Source organism: Fulvivirga marina (assembly GCF_016775155.1).
GTDB classification, from domain to species: domain Bacteria; phylum Bacteroidota; class Bacteroidia; order Cytophagales; family Cyclobacteriaceae; genus Fulvivirga; species Fulvivirga marina.
Map to the genome: position 1 here is coordinate 163,833 of NZ_JAEUGD010000042.1, position 18,172 is coordinate 182,004.

Genomic DNA, 18,172 nt, shown 5'->3' on the forward strand with positions numbered 1-18,172 from the left:
CTTTTGGTCAGAGGAAGAAAGACGATAGTATTGTCATTGACCTGACTTTGCCTACACTATAATTCCTGTAATTTTACATTTGATTTTTTTGATGAATGAAACCAGTTATCAGGGTAATTATTCCCGCCTTTAATGAGGAAAATGGCGTTGGCAATGTGATTAATGAAATTCCTAAAGAACTTGTGGAGGAAGTAATTGTTGTCAACAATGCATCGACTGATGATACCGAAAAAGTAGCAGGTGATGCAGGAGCTACGGTGCTGAGAGAGCCAACCAAAGGGTATGGCAGGGCTTGTCTGAAAGGTATTGATTACATCACATCTAAAGGCAATACAGACATTATTGTTTTTCTTGACGCAGATTATTCTGACCATCCTCAGGAAATGTATCAGGTAGTAAAACCTATAATAGATGATAAGGCGGACCTGGTGATAGGATCAAGAGCTTTGGGACAAAGGGAGAGGGGAGCGATGACCCCTCAACAGGTGTTTGGAAACTGGTTGGCCACTTCGTTACTAAGGTTATTTTATGGAGTACGTTTTACAGACCTGGGGCCTTTTAGAGCGATCAGGTATGACAGGCTGATGGCATTAGAAATGAAAGATAGGAATTATGGATGGACCGTCGAAATGCAACTTAAAGCAGCAAAGCTGAACTTAAATTGTACGGAGGTGGCAGTTAACTATAGAAGAAGGATAGGTTTTTCTAAAGTATCTGGTACAGTGAAAGGTACTATTATGGCAGGATATAAAATCATTTGGACGATCTTTAAGTATATTTAGCAAGTGGAATATTTCGTAGTTGTAATTTATGGCTTATCGCTGTTGCTGATATTTCTATTTAGCCTGGGGCAGTTGCATCTCACCTGGCATTATCTCAAAGCAAGGAAAAAAAATAAAAGTGTTGTAAAGCCATTACAGGTGTATCCCAAAGTAACGGTACAGTTGCCGGTCTATAATGAACGGTATGTTATTCAGCGTCTTATTGATGCAGTTTGCCAGTTTCAGTACCCCAAAGATAAATTCGAGGTTCAGATACTTGACGATTCTACTGACGAAACCGTTGAGATCATTACAGGCAAGGTTTTAGAATGGAAACAGGAGGGTGTGGACATCAAGCACATCCAAAGAGAAGATCGAAAAGGCTTCAAGGCAGGGGCACTGCAGTACGGATTGGGGATTTCGGAAGGAGAATTTATTGCGATCTTTGATGCGGATTTTTTGCCTCAATCTGACTTTTTAATGAAGACATTACCGGTTTTTGAGAATACTACGGGTGTTGTACAAACGCGGTGGGGGCACTTAAATAAAGACTACTCTATGCTCACACGGCTGCAGGCATTTGGGCTGGATGCTCACTTTTCAATTGAGCAAACCGGAAGGAATCATGCTGGCAGCTTCATAAACTTTAATGGTACAGGTGGTGTATGGCGTAAAAACTGCATTTATGATGCCGGGGGCTGGTCGGCTGATACCTTAACGGAAGACCTTGACTTGAGTTACAGGGCTCAAATGAAAGGTTGGAAATTTAAATACCTTGAAGATTATGTAGCTCCAGCGGAGTTGCCAGTGATCATGCCGGCTATTAAATCTCAGCAGTACCGTTGGAACAAAGGCGCAGCCGAGACAGCCAGAAAGAATTTGTGGAAGGTATTTAGTTCCCCTATAAAAGGAATGGGTAAGATACACGCCTTTTTTCATCTTTTTAATAGTTCGGTGTTTGTCTGCTTATTATTGGCTTCTATTCTGAGCATCCCTATGTTATTCATAAAGGAGGCTCATCCCGGCTTTGACTTTATTTTCGACCTTGGTAGTATCTTCTTGATTGGTTTTTTGTCGATAGCGTTTTTTTACTGGGTGGCGAGCAAACAAAGTCACCCAAGAGGAACAGGCAAATACTATCTAACTACATTCCCTGTCTTTCTTACCGTTTCGATGGGGTTATCTCTGCATAATGGTATTGCTGTACTGGAGGGGTTGCTCGGAATAAAAAGCCCTTTTATAAGGACACCCAAGTTTAATATTAAAAACAAGGCGGATACATGGAAAGGGAATATTTATGTGAAGCCGAAAATTGATTTTGTTACCATTATGGAAGGGCTTTTGAGTCTTTATTTCATGTTTGGAATAGCCTCAGGAATCTATTTGCATGATTTGGGGTTGATGATTTTCCATGTGATGCTTAGTTTGGGGTTTGCAAGTGTGTTCTATTATTCCATCAAGCCGTTGAAACATGGTTAAAGGTAAATCTGGTCCTGTCTTATATTTGGCATCAGTAATTTCCTTGCTCGTATATGTTTTTATTGCATATGTTATTAAACGGCACGAGTCTATCCTGCTTTTAGGCGGTTATACGCTACTCTTTGTGGCGTTTCTGGTTATGTGGCATTATGCTTACTCTTCTAAAAGGGTTCGCTGGCTCGTAGTATTAGCAATATTTTTGAGACTTACTATTTTGTTGGCTTTTCCAAACCTTTCAGATGATATCTACCGGTTTGTTTGGGATGGGAGGTTAATTAATAGTGGGATTCACCCCTTTTCACATTTACCTACTCATTATATGCAGCCCGGTTCGCCGGATGTTCCTGGCATTACCCCCAGTTTGTTTTATCAGTTAAATTCTCCAGAGTACTTTACCATCTATCCACCGGTAGCTCAATTCTTTTTTTCAGTTTCTTCAGCGATATTTCCTGAATCTGTCCATGGAAGTGCTATTGTGATGCGAATTTTTATTGTAGTAGCTGAGGTAGGGAGTATCTGGTTAATTACTAGAATCCTTTTTCACTACAAGTTACCGTCAAAACATGTTTTATTATATGCACTCAACCCACTAATAATACTTGAGCTGACAGGAAACCTTCATTTCGAAGCTTTTATGATATTCTTTTTATTGGTGGCTGTTTATTTCTTTTTAACAGGGAGGTATATTATTTCTGCTTTGGCTTTAGCTTTCTCGATAGCCAGCAAATTACTTCCGCTAATTTTTTTGCCGCTACTTATCAGGAGGATTTGGGGCAAGCAACTATTAGTATATTATGTACTTACCGCAATTTTTACTGCAATTTTGTTTTTGCCACTAATAAACCAGGACCTGATTAGCGGAATGTCCGCCAGTCTTTCATTATACTTTCAGCGGTTTGAATTTAATGCTAGTATCTATTACCTCTTGAGAGAGGGAGGCTTTTATTTAAAAGGTTACAACACGATCCATATTCTTGGGAAGTACTTAGCAGCTTCAGCCTTTATATTGATTACGGGGTATGCACTAATTCATAACCCAAAACGTGTAAAACTGCCGGAAGCCATGCTTTGGGTAATCATGATTTATTGTATGCTTACCACTACACTACATCCCTGGTATTTGTCTACGGTTGTATTGCTGAGTGTTTTTACGCCATTCAGGTTCCCGGTTTTGTGGTCATTCCTAGTTTTTACGACTTATGTGGGGTACTCTGAACTTGGTTTTCAGGAAAATTTAATATTGACCACCATCGAATATGTTATAGTTTACGTATTTATGTTCTATGAAATTTATATCAATTATATCAGGTCAACTCATGAGAGGGCAAAATTATATGAATAGATTATATCTGGTGTTAGTATTACTAATGTCTACGCAATGTATGGGACAGAAAGATTTTGATGCAAAACTCAATTCTCTGCTGAGTAAATCGGTACCGTTTATCTATACTAATGAGCTTACTGAACTAACTGAGAATGAGGATGAGATATTGATCCTTGATACACGATCTGAAAAGGAATTTCAGGTAAGCCATATCCCCAATGCTATTTTTATAGATTATGAAGATTTCTCCATTGAATCAATAAAAGGTTATGACAAAAAAAGTCCGGTCATTGTGTATTGTTCGGTGGGGTACAGAAGCGAAAAAATAGGAGAGGAGTTGCAGGAACTGGGGTTTAGTGATGTGCGTAATCTGTACGGGGGTATTTTTGATTGGAAGAATAAGGGGTATGAAGTTGTGAACAATATGGGAAAAGCAACGGATAGCGTACATACCTACAACGAGAATTGGTCAAAATGGCTAAAGGAAGGTGTAAAGGTCTATGAGTAGACTGCTGATCATTTTTGTTAAAAATCCGGAAGTAGGGAAAGTAAAGACGCGGCTGGCTAAAACTATTGGGGAGGAAGCGGCTCTTGCAGTTTATCTAAAATTATTGACTCGAACTCATAAGACTGTTGATAGCGTGGCCTGCGATAAAGCCATATATTATTCAGGGTATGTGGACTCTGAGGATAATTGGGATAACCATAGTTACCAAAAGCACCTGCAAAAAGGTGAGAATTTAGGGCAGCGCATGGAGAATGCCATATGTGAGTCATTCTCCATGGGGTATAATTCAGTTTGCCTGATTGGTTCCGATATCTATGGATTAACTTCCGGCATTATAAACAATGCATTTACTCAACTAGCCACACATGATGTGGTGGTTGGGCCTGCTGAGGATGGTGGGTATTATCTTATTGGGATGAACAGGCCTCACCATGAAATCTTTCAATTGTCACAATGGAGTACTTCCGGAGTCTTGAGAGAAACGCTCGAACTCATTAAAGCAGAAGGGCTGACTTTTGTTGAGACTCAACTTTTAAAGGATATTGATCATGCTGAAGATCTGAAAGGAACAGACCTGATTTAATCTATTCCCGTAAGGTTATCTTAACAAAGTTTGTCAATATCACGAATTAATATCTTTCTTCTATCGAAGTTAATTAGGTTCTTTTCTTTTAATTCATTTAGAATAGTTGTTACTGTTTGCCGGCTGGTGCCTGTTAGATTAGCGATGTCTTTGTGCGTTAACTTGGTTGGTATCATGGTTTCAAAGCCAACTTTTTGCCCTTTCCATGCAGCAGCATCTTTTAAGAAATCAATGATGCGGGTTCTGGCATCTTTGAACACCAAGGATTCAATTTTCCTTTCCAGTTTCCTTATTCTTAAGCCGATGAGCTTATAGATTTTGAAACTTAGCTCTTTATTTTCAGCCATTAATGCCTGCATTTCTTCTATGCTGATTGGGCAAATGGTAGTGTTTTCATCCATGGCTTGAGCAAAGTCTGCTCTTCTTTCTTCTCCTGCCAGGGCCAGCTCTCCAAAAATTTCTCCGGTACCTAATATCGATTTTACTACTTCCTTCCCCTCTTCTGTATAGTGGCCGATCTTGATTCTACCTGCCGCGATCATATAAATGTTCTTGGCGGGTTCTTCGGGAAAATATACAAATTGATTTTTCTTGAAATAGTTAAAACTATGTTTTTCAGAGATGGTTTTGATCTTGTGCGGGCACATCAGATTAAATAAATCAACATCCTCAAAATACCATAAAGTTGAGTTTTTACTCATTGCAATTAAACTTCTCTCGTTACGTCCTGAAAAAAATATTTATGATTAAGTTAGTAAATATAATCACTTTAGTAAAGATATACCTATTGCTATGTTTCTTAGTGACATCATCATTTATCCCATAAAATCTTTTCCGGGTGTACGTATAAACGAAAGTAAAGTTGAGCAGCGAGGTCTGGAACATGATAGGCGCTGGATGCTTATAGATGAAAATGATAAGTTTATTACCATTCGGCAACACCATGAGATGTTATTCTTCGATTTGCACATTGAAGGTAATGGGTTCGTTATAAAACACCGCAAGAGTGGCGATACCCTCGAACTGCCATGGGAAATAGATCATGGAAAAGAAGTTAAAGTAACTGTTTGGGATGATAGTGCAGTAGCCATTGTAGGAAGGGGGGAGTGGAGTGACTGGCTCTCAGAAAAACTGGACATAGATTGTCGGTTAGTTTATATGCCGGATACTTCAAAAAGACATATCAAAAAGGATTGGGCTAAAGCCGATGAAATAGTGAGTTTCGCAGATGGTTACCCACTACTAGTGATAGGTTCGGCTTCCCTGGCAGACCTGAATGGGAAATTAGAAAAGAAAATCACTATTGACAGATTCAGACCTAACTTGGTTTTTGAAGGAGGAACGGCCTATGAGGAGTTTACATGGGGCGAATTCAGAATTGGAGAAAATAAATTTCAGGGCCTAAAACCTTGTGCAAGATGTGTGGTGATAACGTTAGATCCGATAACTGCAGAAGGGGGTAAAGAACCTTTGCTCACACTTTCAAAGCAGAAAGTTGATAACAAAGTGGTTTTTGGACAACATGCTTACGCTACTGAATTTGGCGTGATAAAGGTTGATGATGAAATAGAAATACTTAACTATAAAGATTCACCTTATGATCCGATTTAAATCGGATCTGATGGTTAACTTTGCTGCAAATTAAGAGTATGTCATTTTTATACATCAAAGCCCTTCATATTATATTTGTTACCACCTGGTTTGCTGGTCTTTTTTATATTGTGCGTCTTTTTATCTACCAGACCGAAGCATCAGAAAGACCTGATCCAGAAAGGTCTATTTTGGTAAAGGAATATAAGCGGAATACCAAAAGGTTGTGGTTTGCCATTACCTGGCCATCTGCTATACTTACCTTAATTTTTGGAACGTGGGTTTTGATGCATGTACCGGCGTACTTGAAAGAAGGCTTCATGCATATAAAACTAACTTTTGTGTTTATGCTTTATATTTATCACTTGATCTGTCATCGCATATACAAACAGCTTCAAAATGATACATATAAATATACTTCACAAAAACTGAGGATATGGAATGAGGTAGCAACCATTTTATTGGTTGGTATTGTCTTCATAATTGTTTTGAAAAATGCCATGAGCATGCTTTGGGGGTTAGTCGGCCTGGTGGCATTTACAGTTATACTCATGATGGCTATAAAAATTTATAAAAACATAAGAGAAGGAAATGGAAAACAGAAGTAACTATATTCTCATTATTCTTTTAATGGTAGTATTTGCTGCCTGCAATGAGCAGAAAAGTGAAAAGAAAAAATTGCCTATAATGGGGCGAACCGAGATTACTGAAACAGATACCATTCACCATACCATTGACGATTTTAAGTTTGTAGATCAGGATAGTAACTGGGTTACCCCGGAAACTTTCAAAGACAGAATCTATGTGGCGGATTTCTTTTTCACTTCCTGCCCTACAATTTGCCCGTTAATGAAGGCACAAATGCTCAGGGTATATGATTCTATTCAAAATAAGTCAGATGTATTAATACTATCACACACCATAGATCCAAAGCATGACACTGTTGCCGTACTTAAAGAATTTGCAAATCGTTTGGGCGTTGAGAGTAGTAAATGGCACTTTGTAACCGGAGAGAAAGATGCCATTTACAAACTCGGACAGACCAGTTATATGGTAAGTGCATCTGAAGACCCTGCGGAGCCGGGTGGCTATATTCATAGTGGAGCTTTTATATTGGTGGACAAAGAAAGAAGGGTGAGAGGGTTATATGATGGTACAAAGGCAGACCAGGTTGACAAACTTATTAAAGATATAGATGTTTTACTCCAGGAATATGAAAAATAGTGTGATGAGAAGTTTAGTATTATTATTAGCCGTTATTATTATTTCCTGTAGTGGTAAAGGGGGCGAAAATAAAGAACTGAGTCATTCTGAAAATGTGAAGTTGGAACAGTATATGGTTTCAGGGAGCAAGCTTTACACCATCCATTGTAGTAGCTGTCATCAGTCTGAAGGGCAGGGGCTGGCTAAACTATTTCCTCCCATCAGTGGTTCAGACTATTTGGATAACAATCTGGAGATCATACCATGCATTATCAAAAATGGATTAAGCGGTGAAATAACAGTTAATGGAGTGGGGTATAATCAACCTATGCCAGCTATACCACAACTAACAAACCTTGAAATTGCAGAGATTACCACTTACATCTATAATAGTTGGGGCAGAAGTCACGGTATGGTCAATGTTAAGGATGTTGAGAAAATGATTGAAAACTGTAAGAAATAGAAATTAGAAATATTTCAATGAGATGGTGATGGAAACATCACCATCAAGCTCAATTTTAGTATCATCATAAGAGGGTGGCCCAAAAGTACCCATCGACTTTTTTGAGAAGCCAAAGCCTTCCGTGGGTATCCCAAAGAAGTTTTTATCCAACTCCCCATTATTATTTTCATCATAAATTATCGATACTGAATACTGACCTTGCGGTAAGTCTTTGAACTTGATGCTGGTATTGTTATGCTTTACAGCAATAGTCTGACTTTCAAAAGGTTTTTTTAAATAGTTTTCCTTTGAGTTGAATATGGCCACGATCAATTGCCCCTTTGGATCTTTAATATTTTCTACGGTAATATTCAATTCATTTACACTTTGATTCGAATAGCCAAGTAGTAACAGGAAAGATAACAGTATTGTCATTTCAGGTGTTAATTAAGATAGCCCAATTATAGTGAAAGCCAGCGTAGATTTATAACATAGCGGTATAAGTAATGTTATGTTTGTCAAATCAAACATGTAGTTAAGAGTTAACAATATGATGTTTATCGAATAAGACAGGCGGGTGTCATCGCAATGGGTGTGATTTTCGTTTTACCAAATATTACCAAATACCTAAATTATTCTATGTATCTCAAAGCTTTGATACTGTCTTCTATTTTTACGTTTACCATTTTTCTATGCTCTTTTTCCGGAGACTCAGATCAGGGCGATAATTTGAAGCAAAGCCTGGAACGAGGTAAGGAACTTTATAGATCTTATTGTATTACATGTCATATTCAAAATGGCAAAGGTGTACCAGAAATCTTTCCTCCTTTAGCCCATTCCGATTATCTCATGGACAATGCTGGACGCTCAATAGAGCAGGTTATTAATGGAGTGTCAGGTGAGATAACAGTCAACGGTGTAACCTACAACAATGTAATGCCTGGATTTGATATGACAGACCAGGAGGTAGCCGATGTACTCAATTATATTAGAAACAGTTGGGGTAACAAAGGTGAAGTGATTACTGAAAAACAGGTGAGTTCCTTTAGAAAGTAATCGGTCAGGACTCGAAATATGTATTTATATCTTAAAACCACAACGCATGGAAATCAAAAGATTATTATTGATTTTAATCCTCTTTTTGGGCTTTAATTTTGTTGAGGCTCAGACGGATGAGGAATTGGTAAAGATGGCTATTCTCAATTATGTAGAGGGGATTTACGACGTTCAGCCCGAAAGGATAAAAAAGAGTGTACACCCGGAGTTGGTGAAAAAGGGTTTTTGGAGGGAAAAGGATCAAACGAAGTATAAGGATGAGTCTGTAATGACATTTGATGAGCTGGTTGATCTGGCAGGTAAATGGAATGCAAAGGGGTGGCTGCCCAAAGATGCCCCTAAGGTAATTGAGGTTTTTGATGTTCAGGATAAAACCGCTGTAGGTAAGCTTACTGCCCATTGGGGTACTGACTACTTTCATCTTGCTAAATATGGTGATCGCTGGATGATCACCAATGTGCTCTGGCAAAGTCCTGCCCCTATGGATGAAACTGCTAAAAATTAATTCTTATGGCACAGTTCAGTTTAAATATTAATCAACACAACTATAAAGTAGATGTTAATCTGGATACACCATTGTTATGGGTGTTGAGAGATATGTTAGGGTTAAAAGGGACCAAATTTGGTTGTGGCAAGGCGCTTTGCGGAGCCTGTACGGTACACCTTGATGGTAATGCCATTCGTTCGTGTAGCTTTCCCGTGTCTGCGGTCAAAGGTAAAGTTGTGACCATTGAAGGGCTGTCTGAAAATGGAGATCATCCACTTCAACAGGCTTGGGAGGAGATAGATGTACCACAGTGTGGGTATTGTCAGGCAGGGCAAATCATGTCGGCAGCAGCACTTCTTCAGAGGAAGCCCAAGCCTTCTGAAAAGGATATTGATATGGCTATGTCGGGTAACATTTGCAGGTGCGGCACATACCTGAGAATAAAGAAAGCAATTCTGGCTGCTGCTGAGAAAGGAGGAGCAAAATGAGTGAAGTAACTAAAATCAAACGTCGCGACTTTCTAAAGATAAGCGGAATAACAGGTACAGGGCTTATACTTGGTTTTGGGCTGTCGGCACGAGCTGGAGAAAACGTATTGACACAATTTGAGCCCAACGCATTCTTAAAGATCGGTGCGGATAACAGCATTGTCATATTTGCTAAAAATCCGGAAATAGGACAAGGAGTAAAAACCTCTCTACCTATGATCATAGCAGAGGAGCTGGAGGTTGATTGGAATAAGATACAAGTGGTACAGGCAGGGCTTGATGGCAGGCTAGGTGGTCAGTTTGCCGGGGGTAGTACAGGAATAAAGAACAACTGGCAGGCTTTGAGAACAGCCGGGGCAACAGGTAGGTCTATGCTTGTTACTGCAGCAGCAGTGAAGTGGCAAATTTCTGAGAGTGAATGCTATGCTGAACAGGGGAAAGTCAAAAATAAACGAAACAACAAGCAATTTACTTATGGAGAACTGGTTGATGATGCTTCAAAGCTGGACGTGCCGGAGTCTCCGGGCTTAAAAGATCCAAAGGATTTTAAAATTATAGGGACTCCTAAGAAAGGGGTTGATAATCACAAAATAGTAACTGGAACGGCTGAATTCGGAATTGATGCCAGGAAAGAAGGAATGCTGGTGGCAGTTATCCTAAAATGTCCTGTTTATGGCGGTAAGGTTACAAGTTTTGATGATACGGAAACCCGAAAGGTTGAAGGGGTACGGCATGTGGTCAAGATCGATGCCCGTGCACCAGGCCAGCGGGTAGCGGGTGTAGCTGTAGTGGCAGACAATACCTGGGCAGCAATAAAGGGACGGAAAGCTTTAAAAGTAACCTGGGAACATGGTGAAGGGGTGACAGAAAGTAGTGCAGGGATAAACGAGCAATTTAATACCTATATGAGTCAAAAAGGATCAATTGATCTTCGTAATGACGGGGACGTTGATTCTGCTTTTAATCAAAGTGACAAGGTGCTGGAGGCTACTTATGAGGTGCCATTTTTGTCCCATGTTCCTATGGAGCCAATGAATTACTGTGCTGATGTCAAAGAAAATGAGTGTACTGTTTGGGGGCCAACCCAAGTACCTGGATATGTACAGCGTTTGGCTGAAGTAATTACCGGTATAGCTCGTGAAAATATAACTGTAAATATGACCCGTGTAGGGGGTGGCTTTGGTAGGAGGTTAATGGGAGATTATGCGGCGGATGCTGTCACCATTTCTCATGAATTAAAGCTGCCAGTACAAGTGGTATGGACCAGAGAGGATGATATACAGCATGATTATTTCAGACCCGCCGGCATGTACAAACTCAAAGCTGCTCTGGATGATAAAAATAAACTTGTAGCCTGGCACCTTAATGCATCCACTACTTCAAGGTATTTGTATCGAGGTTCGAAAGATTCTCCACACACTACTGAGGTATTTCCTGATGGTTTCCCGGCTGGTTTTGTTTCCAATTTTCGTATGGAATATACCCCGGTAAAAACGCTCGTGCCAACCGGAGCCTGGAGAGCCCCCGGTCATAATGCCACGGCTTTTATAGATCAAAGCTTTATTGATGAAATGGCACATCTTGCAAAAAAAGATCCTGTTGACTTCAGACTGGAAATTTTGGGAGAGGAAGATAAAGAGATGCCATACTCAGATCACGGTGGGCCGACATATAGTACGAAAAGGCTCAAGCATGTTATAAACGTTGCGGCAGAGAAGTCTAACTGGTACAAAAAAGAATCGGGTGTTTATAAAGGTTTTGCTGCTCATTTTATGTTTGGAGCTTATGTGGCAGAAGTTGTAACTTTAGCATTAGACTCAAATGATCAACCACGCATAGAAAATGTGTTAGCTGTTGTGGATTGTGGTATAGTGGTGAATAAGAGTGGTGCAGAGTCTCAAATAGAGGGTGGTATAGTGGATGGCCTGGGAGCAGCCATGTTTGGCGAAGTGACCATTGCGGAAGGTATGGCTCAACAAGACAATTTTGATACTTACAAAATGATCAGAATGAAAGATGCACCCAAAATAGATATTCATATTGTAGATAGTCAAGAGTCACCTGAAGGTCTGGGAGAAATGAGTTTGCCTATGATCAGTGCGGCTTATGCCAATGCCATTTTTGCAGCAACAGGTAAGAGAATCCGAAAGTTGCCAGTCAAGTTATCTGAAGTTAGTTCGTAATATGAAGGAAATAAAGAATATTATAACCGAGTATCACAAGATTGATTTTGACAAGAAGAAGGCCGCCCTGGCTACTGTTGTTAAAGTAAGAGGGTCTTCATACCGTAGCCCCGGAGCCCGGATGCTTATTACTAATGATGGGAGATGGATTGGATCAATAAGTGGAGGGTGTCTGGAAGGAGATGCTTTACGAAGGGCCAGGGAAGTGATGAACACGGGCAAGCCTCAGGTAATAACCTATGATACTACTGCTGAAGGAGATTCTTTGGGAATAGGGTTAGGTTGTAATGGTATTATAGATGTGTTGATACAGGCCATAGACGAAAGTGAAATTGATAACCCTGTCAGGCGACTGGAGAGCTTTGTAAATTATGATAACCTGTCTGTCATTGCAACAGTTTTCAGAACTGAGGAAGTTCCGGGGATTGCAGAACAACTCTGGATTGATAGTGATCAAAAAGTGCAGGGAGATATTGTTGATGAAGCATTAAGAGAACAGATGAGTAAGGATTTGTTTCTTGTTCAACAAAACAGAAAGCCGGAAATTAAGATTTACCAGGAGGGACGATTAGAAGTCTTTTTTGAGATAGTAGAGCCATGTATTGATCTTTTAATCTTTGGAGCCGGGTTTGATGCACGCCCTGTTGTTGATCTTGCCAAAGTGATGGGGTGGGATGTTACCGTGACTGACGAGTGCATTGCGCATATTGCTCCGGCGCGTTTTCCTTTAGCAGATAATGTTAAGCTCTGCAAGCGCGAACATGTTAAAGAAGAAATAAAAATAAAACCTTACTCTGCAGCTGTACTGATGTCGCATAATTACGAATATGATTTTCAGGTGCTGAAAAGACTTCTTTCTACGGATGTAAACTATATTGGCATACTTGGCCCCAGGAAGCGGGTAGACCAAATGTTTGAAGCCCTTGATTCGGAAGGTATTCAATTAACCTCTGAAGACAAGCATCGGATACACAGCCCAGTGGGACTTGACATTGGGGCCGAAACCCCTGAAGAGATCGCACTTTCTATTGTTACTGAGATTCAGGCTAAATTCACTAACAGAAGTGGAGGCTTTCTGAAATATAGAAATGCTCCCATTCATCACCGTGATGGGAAGGAAGATCAGGTGTTCAAGCAGGTTTTTATTAATCAGGCTGAAAGAAACAAGCGTTCAATATAGCCCAATTTGGAGGAGTTGGTAATAGGATTTTATTTGTTAATTTGAAGTGTGAGTAAAATTGGAGTTATCATACTTGCCGCAGGTTCTTCCTCAAGGCTGGGGCGGCCCAAACAGCTTTTGAGGCTCAACGGGGAATCTTTGCTTCAGAAAAGCATAAAAGCGGCTCTTGATGTCTCAGAAACTACCCTAACAGTACTAGGTGCCCACTATCAGGAGATAGGGGAGGAAATCAAATACCTAAAAACCGAAAGCCTCTTTAACCTGGACTGGAATAAAGGGATGGGCAATTCAATCAAATTTGGCCTCCATGAAATTCACAAGCTACATCCTGATCTCAATGCGGTCATCATCATGGTTTGCGATCAACCATTCGTGACTGGGGGGCTTTTGAATAAAATGATAGAAGCCTATCATAAAGGCCACCCCCTGGTGGCGTCAGCATATGGAAACACAGTAGGAGTCCCCGCTTTGTTTGATAGACAATACTTCAAACAAATATTAAAGATCGACGATAAAAAGGGTGCTAAAGCAATTTTAGGACATGGTGACGCCTTCTTAGTTCCCTTCCCACTGGGCGGTCAGGATATAGATACTCCAAAGGACTGGGAGAATTTCAAAGCTTTGTCATAGAAGAATGAAGTTGATATCAGCAAAATAACATGCCTGAAGATATCGATTAATAAAAAAGCCTTCCTAAACTTGAAAGTTTAGGAAGGCTAGTCTTAAAAAAGGTCAGTTTACTTTCCTGCAGGAACCAGACTAATCGCTGCACCACCACCAGGAGCAAGTTTTAGATTGAGTTTATCTTTGCTGGTCACTGTTTTAGTAGTGATCTCATAAGCCGTCGGGTTATCGTCCCAATGAGCATCAGCAGCATCTCCATAAATCGTTGCGGTATAAGACTGGCCGTTATCCAAAAAGCTCAAATCAAGAGTTAGTTCACGAGGATTTTCATCAGTTATTGAACCAATAAACCATTTGTGGGTACTTTTTTCTCTTCTGGCAATGGTGACATAATCGCCAATTTCACCATTCAATACCTTAGACTCTTCCCAGTCTACTCCTACATCACGAATAAACTGTAGAGCCTCATGACCCTTATAATACTCTGGCAGGTCAGCTGCCATTTGCACTGGACCATAGATCACGACATACAGTGCCAGTTGCTGAGCCAATGTGGTGTTTACCTGGTTGTCTTCCTTCCATGGATCCAGTTTGATATTGAAAATGCCAGGTGTATAATCAATCGGGCCAGCCAGCATTCGAGTGAAGGCCACAGTAGGGAGATGTGATGGAGGGTTACCGCCGTCACTGGCCCAAGCGTTGAACTCTTGCCCTCTTAAGCCCTCTCTGGCAATAGCGTTGGGGAGTGTTCTTCTAATACCGGTTGGTTTTATTGGCTCATGAGCATTGACAGCCACTTTGTGTTTTGCTGCGGTTTCGAGTACTTTTCTATAATGGTTAACCATCCATTGACCATGATGATATTCGCCTTTAGGTATGATTTTACCTACATATCCTGTTTTTACGGCATGAATACCCAGGTTCTCCATCAGCTTATATGCAGTGTCTAATTGTTGCTCGTAAGTTCTTGGCGCTGCTGAAGTTTCATGATGCATGATAATGTTAACATTTTTTGCCTTACCATACTTTATTACTTCTTCCAGGTTATAATCTGGGTATGGAGTTACAAAATCGAATACACCTTCACGATCTTCGAAACCGATCCAATGTTCCCATCCCGTATTCCAGCCTTCAACCAACATGGCTCCAATATTATTTGCAGCTGCGAAGTCTATGAACGCTTTGGCGTTTTCAGTGGTAGCGCCATGCTTACCACTTGCCATATCCCATGAAGATTTGCCTAAATGCATTTCCCACCAGATTCCTACATATTTTGTAGGCTTAAACCAGGATACATCACCCAGTTTATTAGGATCGTTGAGATTTACAATAAGTTTAGATTCTATCAGATCTCCTGCCCTATCAGCAATTTGTATCGTTCTCCATGGCGTGTTAAAAGGTGTGTTTCGTTTTACCTTATAGCCGGTAATTTCAGAGCCCACCAATTCACTTTCCATACCAAAGGTTGCCGGATCAACTTTTATAGTCATGCCCGAGTAGTCAGTCAGGTTGGCCTCATGAAAACTAAGATAAAGACCATCTTCGGTTTTCATCGTTACGGGTGTATTTACTGCATTTTTAGGAATATGCGTTTGCGCCAGGTTAGGGTGGTTACGTTTGCTGATAGCATCTATTTCCGAAAATTTAGTTTCATTATAAAGGTGCTCATAGATATCCCAGTCACCTGGCATCCACCATACCTTGTGATCACCGGTGAGATTAAACTGAGTATTCTCATCTGTAATGATAACCTCCTTCATGTTAGGTTGGTTGGGGAAGTGGTACCTGAATCCCAGCCCATCATCATAAACCCTGAAAATGACAGTTAATTTGCGCTCCAAACCCTCCTGCTCGGTGAGGTCGATGGTAAGTTCATTAAAATTATTTTTCACCTTTCTTTGTTCTCCCCAGGGCATCTCCCAGGTTTCTGTGACGGATTTAGATGATGAATTGCTTATTTTAAGTCCTGACCCTAAAGGATCCATCCCCTTAAAGTCAAAACTGAGATACGAACTATCAATTACTACCTTATCATTATGAGCCACTGTATATCCAACTTCCCCGCTTGCATTGGAGAAAAATGTTACAATGTTGTTTCCCGAAGGGGATTCAGCGGTAAGTGGGACGACAGTTTCTACTGGTATCTTGCAAGAGATGTTGAGTGCAAATAGAATGAGTATTAATTGGTACTTATACGCGACCAGACGTTTTAGCTGGTTATTTAACATTTTTAATGGGGTTATGGTTAGTTCAAAAGAGAATGCGAAAATACTAAATTATGTCACAGGTTAATTTACCAATGGTCTACTGTCGGGTTTATCGGGCCAAACTTCTACTATAAAGTATGCTATCTGGCCTATGGTACTGGTAAAAACCACAATCAGTACCCATATGATACGCTGAGTACTGTCGAATGACCTGTTTTTACTAATTAAGATGATGTAGTAGATCATTAAAATAAACCCGGAACTCACGGCCATAAACATTAAAATCATCATTGGAATGAAGGATTGTAAGAATAGAGGGAATTCTTCCGGCAATATGTCCTTGTGCATCTCATGAGAGGCAATATTAATAAAAAACATAAAGAAGAAGATGAAGTAAACCATTAGGAGTATTAATGGTAAGATGGTGAATAGCCCTAGAATTACTTTTTTTGATGTACTCATATACTGTTATGCCTATTGAGATGTAATTTAAGGAGATATTGTCAGAATTGGAATTTTGGTGTAATTACAAAGAATGGGCAGCACATTTGTCAGGTATTTCCAACTATGGTGGAGTCACAGGAAGGGTTAATTTCCTCCTTGGTAATGTCGTCAACCTGAAATTTTTATATTTGAGTTGTTAATCAGAGTAGAATGGCAAGGAAGCTTAGGTTTTACTACATATGGAATATTAAGCACATATTAGTTGGAGTGATTGTCATATTGATTTCTCTGATTGCCATTGTTGGATTCTACAGTTATCCCCGTTGGTATAATTTCTATAAACTTTCCAGGTATGATAAGGTCGCGTGGGGTAAGGTTTTATCTTTTCATGAAAAATCAATAATCAGACAGACCCAATACGGGAGTGGCCTGAAGGTTGATCATTTCAAAGTAAAATATACTTTTAGTTATAGCGACTCTACTTATATAATAAATGAGGAGGTTAACGGCACATTTCTTAATGGCTACAGATTAAGAAATGTGCTGTCCAAACAAGATAGCATTGCCAAAATCCGTTTTTTGTCATCAGACCCTTCAGATAGTATGGTGGATTTAACAGAGATTAAAGAATAGAATTCACCAGATGTTGCCCTTACCTCCAGGGTAAATGTTCAGTTTACTACTATCTACTAATCAAACATGCCTTTTCGGAAGCCGTACCAATGCAAACTTTTCGCCCGGAGTTAAACTCCAGGTAGTCTTCCAAAATGCCATCGCTGAATATCACTCCATTTTCCGGCATTTGAGATTCTATAGTTAGTTTTGTCTGATTATTTATAGCCCCAACTACCAATTTAGAACTCGTGCTTGGACTGTTGTAAGGTTCACGAACAATAAAACACAGGCGGTCTTCATCCCATTGCATTTCGTAGGAATATGTTGAAGTGCTTGTCCCAAAAAACTGGGACAGGCCATTGTATTCATTGAAAATGGAACTCAACCAACCCGTAGAACCTGCACCCGTCGAAACAATCAGCCCACTGGAAGATTGAATCTCTGTTTGCTCGCCAAAGGAGATCTTATATCTGGCCGAAGTGTGATTGGCTTTACCAATGAAAAAATCATTAAAAGCCAACAGTTTTTGCCCATCATTCAACTCAGCCTCCGCAAGAGTGACTCTTTTCATTCGGAAGCTTCCGTTCAAAGACTGTATCAGACCCTCTTGGTAATTACCTATATTGAAAGGCAATAAAACACCACTGTTACGCCCAGGGTCAGGGTTAATAGCAAGGATCGGGTTAGAACCAACATATTTAGCTGTATTGGCGACGAGACCATCCTGCCCCAGTACCACTACAAGGTCTGTATTTGTGAAAATGTATGACGGCAAAAATTCCTTTTCGAGCACTGTGGTTTTCAGTTGTTTAGTCACAGCGCGTTGTACACTTAGCAGGCTGTTGTAGAAGGTGTTATGCTCATGCTCATAGCCGTCGAAGTCGCCACCACTATGTTCTATGTAGAATCTGGCCTGAGATTTTGAGTTGAACCTTTCAATCAACTTTTCTAATCTTGTCTTGTTTTTAATCAGTATTACCCTTTCAAAGTTCATGATG

At 40.1% G+C, this 18,172-nt stretch carries 21 protein-coding genes; 16 read left to right on the forward strand and 5 right to left on the reverse strand.

All coding sequences use genetic code 11. From position 1 onward, the window contains the following. The first annotated feature begins 95 nt into the window (after window positions 1-95). From JMN32_RS11470 to JMN32_RS11490, 5 genes are read left to right on the forward strand one after another with little or no spacing between them, the layout of a single operon-like run. Window positions 96-782, forward strand: a complete 687-nt coding sequence (locus JMN32_RS11470) for a glycosyltransferase family 2 protein (RefSeq protein WP_202856469.1) — start codon at window positions 96-98, stop codon at window positions 780-782. Between the two features lie 3 nt (window positions 783-785). Continuing rightward, window positions 786-2,240 (forward strand): cellulose synthase family protein, encoded by a 1,455-nt coding sequence (locus tag JMN32_RS11475; RefSeq protein ID WP_202856470.1) that lies wholly within the window; start codon window positions 786-788, stop codon window positions 2,238-2,240. Next, on the forward strand, window positions 2,233-3,582 hold the full coding sequence (mptB, locus tag JMN32_RS11480; RefSeq protein WP_202856471.1) for a polyprenol phosphomannose-dependent alpha 1,6 mannosyltransferase MptB: 1,350 nt from the start codon (window positions 2,233-2,235) through the stop codon (window positions 3,580-3,582). The genes JMN32_RS11475 and mptB overlap by 8 nt, the downstream gene beginning before the upstream one ends. After that, window positions 3,575-4,072: a rhodanese-like domain-containing protein gene (locus JMN32_RS11485; RefSeq protein ID WP_202856472.1), complete on the forward strand. Its 498-nt coding sequence runs from the start codon at window positions 3,575-3,577 to the stop codon at window positions 4,070-4,072. The genes mptB and JMN32_RS11485 overlap by 8 nt, the downstream gene beginning before the upstream one ends. Further along, window positions 4,065-4,655: a TIGR04282 family arsenosugar biosynthesis glycosyltransferase gene (locus JMN32_RS11490; RefSeq protein ID WP_202856473.1), complete on the forward strand. Its 591-nt coding sequence runs from the start codon at window positions 4,065-4,067 to the stop codon at window positions 4,653-4,655. The genes JMN32_RS11485 and JMN32_RS11490 overlap by 8 nt, the downstream gene beginning before the upstream one ends. Window positions 4,656-4,675: 20 nt before the next feature. Here JMN32_RS11490 and JMN32_RS11495 read toward each other — a convergent pair whose 3' ends face one another. Beyond that, complete coding sequence (locus JMN32_RS11495; RefSeq protein WP_202856474.1) at window positions 4,676-5,356, reverse strand: Crp/Fnr family transcriptional regulator; 681 nt, start codon at window positions 5,354-5,356, stop codon at window positions 4,676-4,678. A gap of 91 nt (window positions 5,357-5,447) precedes the next feature. Here JMN32_RS11495 and JMN32_RS11500 point away from each other — a divergent pair, with 91 nt between their 5' ends. The 4 genes from JMN32_RS11500 to JMN32_RS11515 are packed head-to-tail and all read left to right on the forward strand — an operon-like array spanning window position 5,448 to window position 7,911. Beyond that, window positions 5,448-6,266, forward strand: a complete 819-nt coding sequence (locus JMN32_RS11500; RefSeq protein WP_202856475.1) for an MOSC domain-containing protein — start codon at window positions 5,448-5,450, stop codon at window positions 6,264-6,266. Between the two features lie 38 nt (window positions 6,267-6,304). Continuing rightward, window positions 6,305-6,853 carry a CopD family protein gene (locus tag JMN32_RS11505; RefSeq protein ID WP_202856476.1) on the forward strand — a complete coding sequence of 183 codons (549 nt, stop codon included), beginning with the start codon at window positions 6,305-6,307 and terminating at the stop codon, window positions 6,851-6,853. Beyond that, window positions 6,837-7,469, forward strand: a complete 633-nt coding sequence (locus JMN32_RS11510) for an SCO family protein (protein WP_202856477.1) — start codon at window positions 6,837-6,839, stop codon at window positions 7,467-7,469. Before JMN32_RS11505 ends, JMN32_RS11510 begins: the two co-directional genes overlap by 17 nt. A gap of 4 nt (window positions 7,470-7,473) precedes the next feature. Further along, the gene (locus JMN32_RS11515) at window positions 7,474-7,911 is read left to right on the forward strand and encodes a c-type cytochrome (RefSeq protein ID WP_202856478.1); all 438 of its coding nucleotides are present in this window, start codon (window positions 7,474-7,476) and stop codon (window positions 7,909-7,911) included. Between the two features lie 3 nt (window positions 7,912-7,914). Here JMN32_RS11515 and JMN32_RS11520 read toward each other — a convergent pair whose 3' ends face one another. Beyond that, window positions 7,915-8,325 (reverse strand): DUF2141 domain-containing protein, encoded by a 411-nt coding sequence (locus JMN32_RS11520; RefSeq protein WP_202856479.1) that lies wholly within the window; start codon window positions 8,323-8,325, stop codon window positions 7,915-7,917. Between the two features lie 204 nt (window positions 8,326-8,529). Between JMN32_RS11520 and JMN32_RS11525 the strand changes: the two genes are divergently transcribed. Genes JMN32_RS11525 through JMN32_RS11550 form a run of 6 tightly spaced genes read left to right on the forward strand, consistent with a single transcriptional unit; the run spans window position 8,530 to window position 13,914 of the window. Beyond that, window positions 8,530-8,946, forward strand: coding sequence for a c-type cytochrome (locus JMN32_RS11525; protein ID WP_202856480.1), 417 nt, complete (start codon window positions 8,530-8,532; stop codon window positions 8,944-8,946). A gap of 46 nt (window positions 8,947-8,992) precedes the next feature. Further along, window positions 8,993-9,451 (forward strand): nuclear transport factor 2 family protein, encoded by a 459-nt coding sequence (locus JMN32_RS11530; protein WP_202856481.1) that lies wholly within the window; start codon window positions 8,993-8,995, stop codon window positions 9,449-9,451. A 5-nt stretch (window positions 9,452-9,456) separates the two neighbouring features. After that, a complete protein-coding gene (locus tag JMN32_RS11535; protein ID WP_202856482.1) occupies window positions 9,457-9,921 on the forward strand; it encodes a (2Fe-2S)-binding protein in 465 nt (154 codons plus the stop codon). Then, window positions 9,918-12,104, forward strand: a complete 2,187-nt coding sequence (locus tag JMN32_RS11540) for a xanthine dehydrogenase family protein molybdopterin-binding subunit (RefSeq protein WP_202856483.1) — start codon at window positions 9,918-9,920, stop codon at window positions 12,102-12,104. The genes JMN32_RS11535 and JMN32_RS11540 overlap by 4 nt, the downstream gene beginning before the upstream one ends. 1 nt (window position 12,105) lies before the next feature. Continuing rightward, window positions 12,106-13,284, forward strand: coding sequence for an XdhC family protein (locus JMN32_RS11545; protein ID WP_202856484.1), 1,179 nt, complete (start codon window positions 12,106-12,108; stop codon window positions 13,282-13,284). A 48-nt stretch (window positions 13,285-13,332) separates the two neighbouring features. Further along, on the forward strand, window positions 13,333-13,914 hold the full coding sequence (locus JMN32_RS11550; protein ID WP_202856485.1) for a nucleotidyltransferase family protein: 582 nt from the start codon (window positions 13,333-13,335) through the stop codon (window positions 13,912-13,914). A gap of 107 nt (window positions 13,915-14,021) precedes the next feature. Here the strand turns inward: JMN32_RS11550 and JMN32_RS11555 are convergent, their stop codons facing one another. Together JMN32_RS11555 and JMN32_RS11560 are read right to left on the reverse strand one after the other, a co-directional pair. Next, window positions 14,022-16,136, reverse strand: a complete 2,115-nt coding sequence (locus tag JMN32_RS11555; RefSeq protein ID WP_238354442.1) for a glycoside hydrolase family 97 protein — start codon at window positions 16,134-16,136, stop codon at window positions 14,022-14,024. 60 nt (window positions 16,137-16,196) lie between these two features. Beyond that, window positions 16,197-16,577, reverse strand: coding sequence for a PLDc N-terminal domain-containing protein (locus tag JMN32_RS11560; RefSeq protein WP_202856486.1), 381 nt, complete (start codon window positions 16,575-16,577; stop codon window positions 16,197-16,199). Between the two features lie 192 nt (window positions 16,578-16,769). Here JMN32_RS11560 and JMN32_RS11565 point away from each other — a divergent pair, with 192 nt between their 5' ends. Then, window positions 16,770-17,192 carry a hypothetical protein gene (locus JMN32_RS11565; RefSeq protein ID WP_202856487.1) on the forward strand — a complete coding sequence of 141 codons (423 nt, stop codon included), beginning with the start codon at window positions 16,770-16,772 and terminating at the stop codon, window positions 17,190-17,192. Window positions 17,193-17,241: 49 nt separating this feature from the next. Here the strand turns inward: JMN32_RS11565 and JMN32_RS11570 are convergent, their stop codons facing one another. Then, a complete protein-coding gene (locus JMN32_RS11570) occupies window positions 17,242-18,168 on the reverse strand; it encodes a diacylglycerol kinase catalytic domain-containing protein (RefSeq protein ID WP_202856488.1) in 927 nt (308 codons plus the stop codon). Window positions 18,169-18,172: the final 4 nt, after the last annotated feature.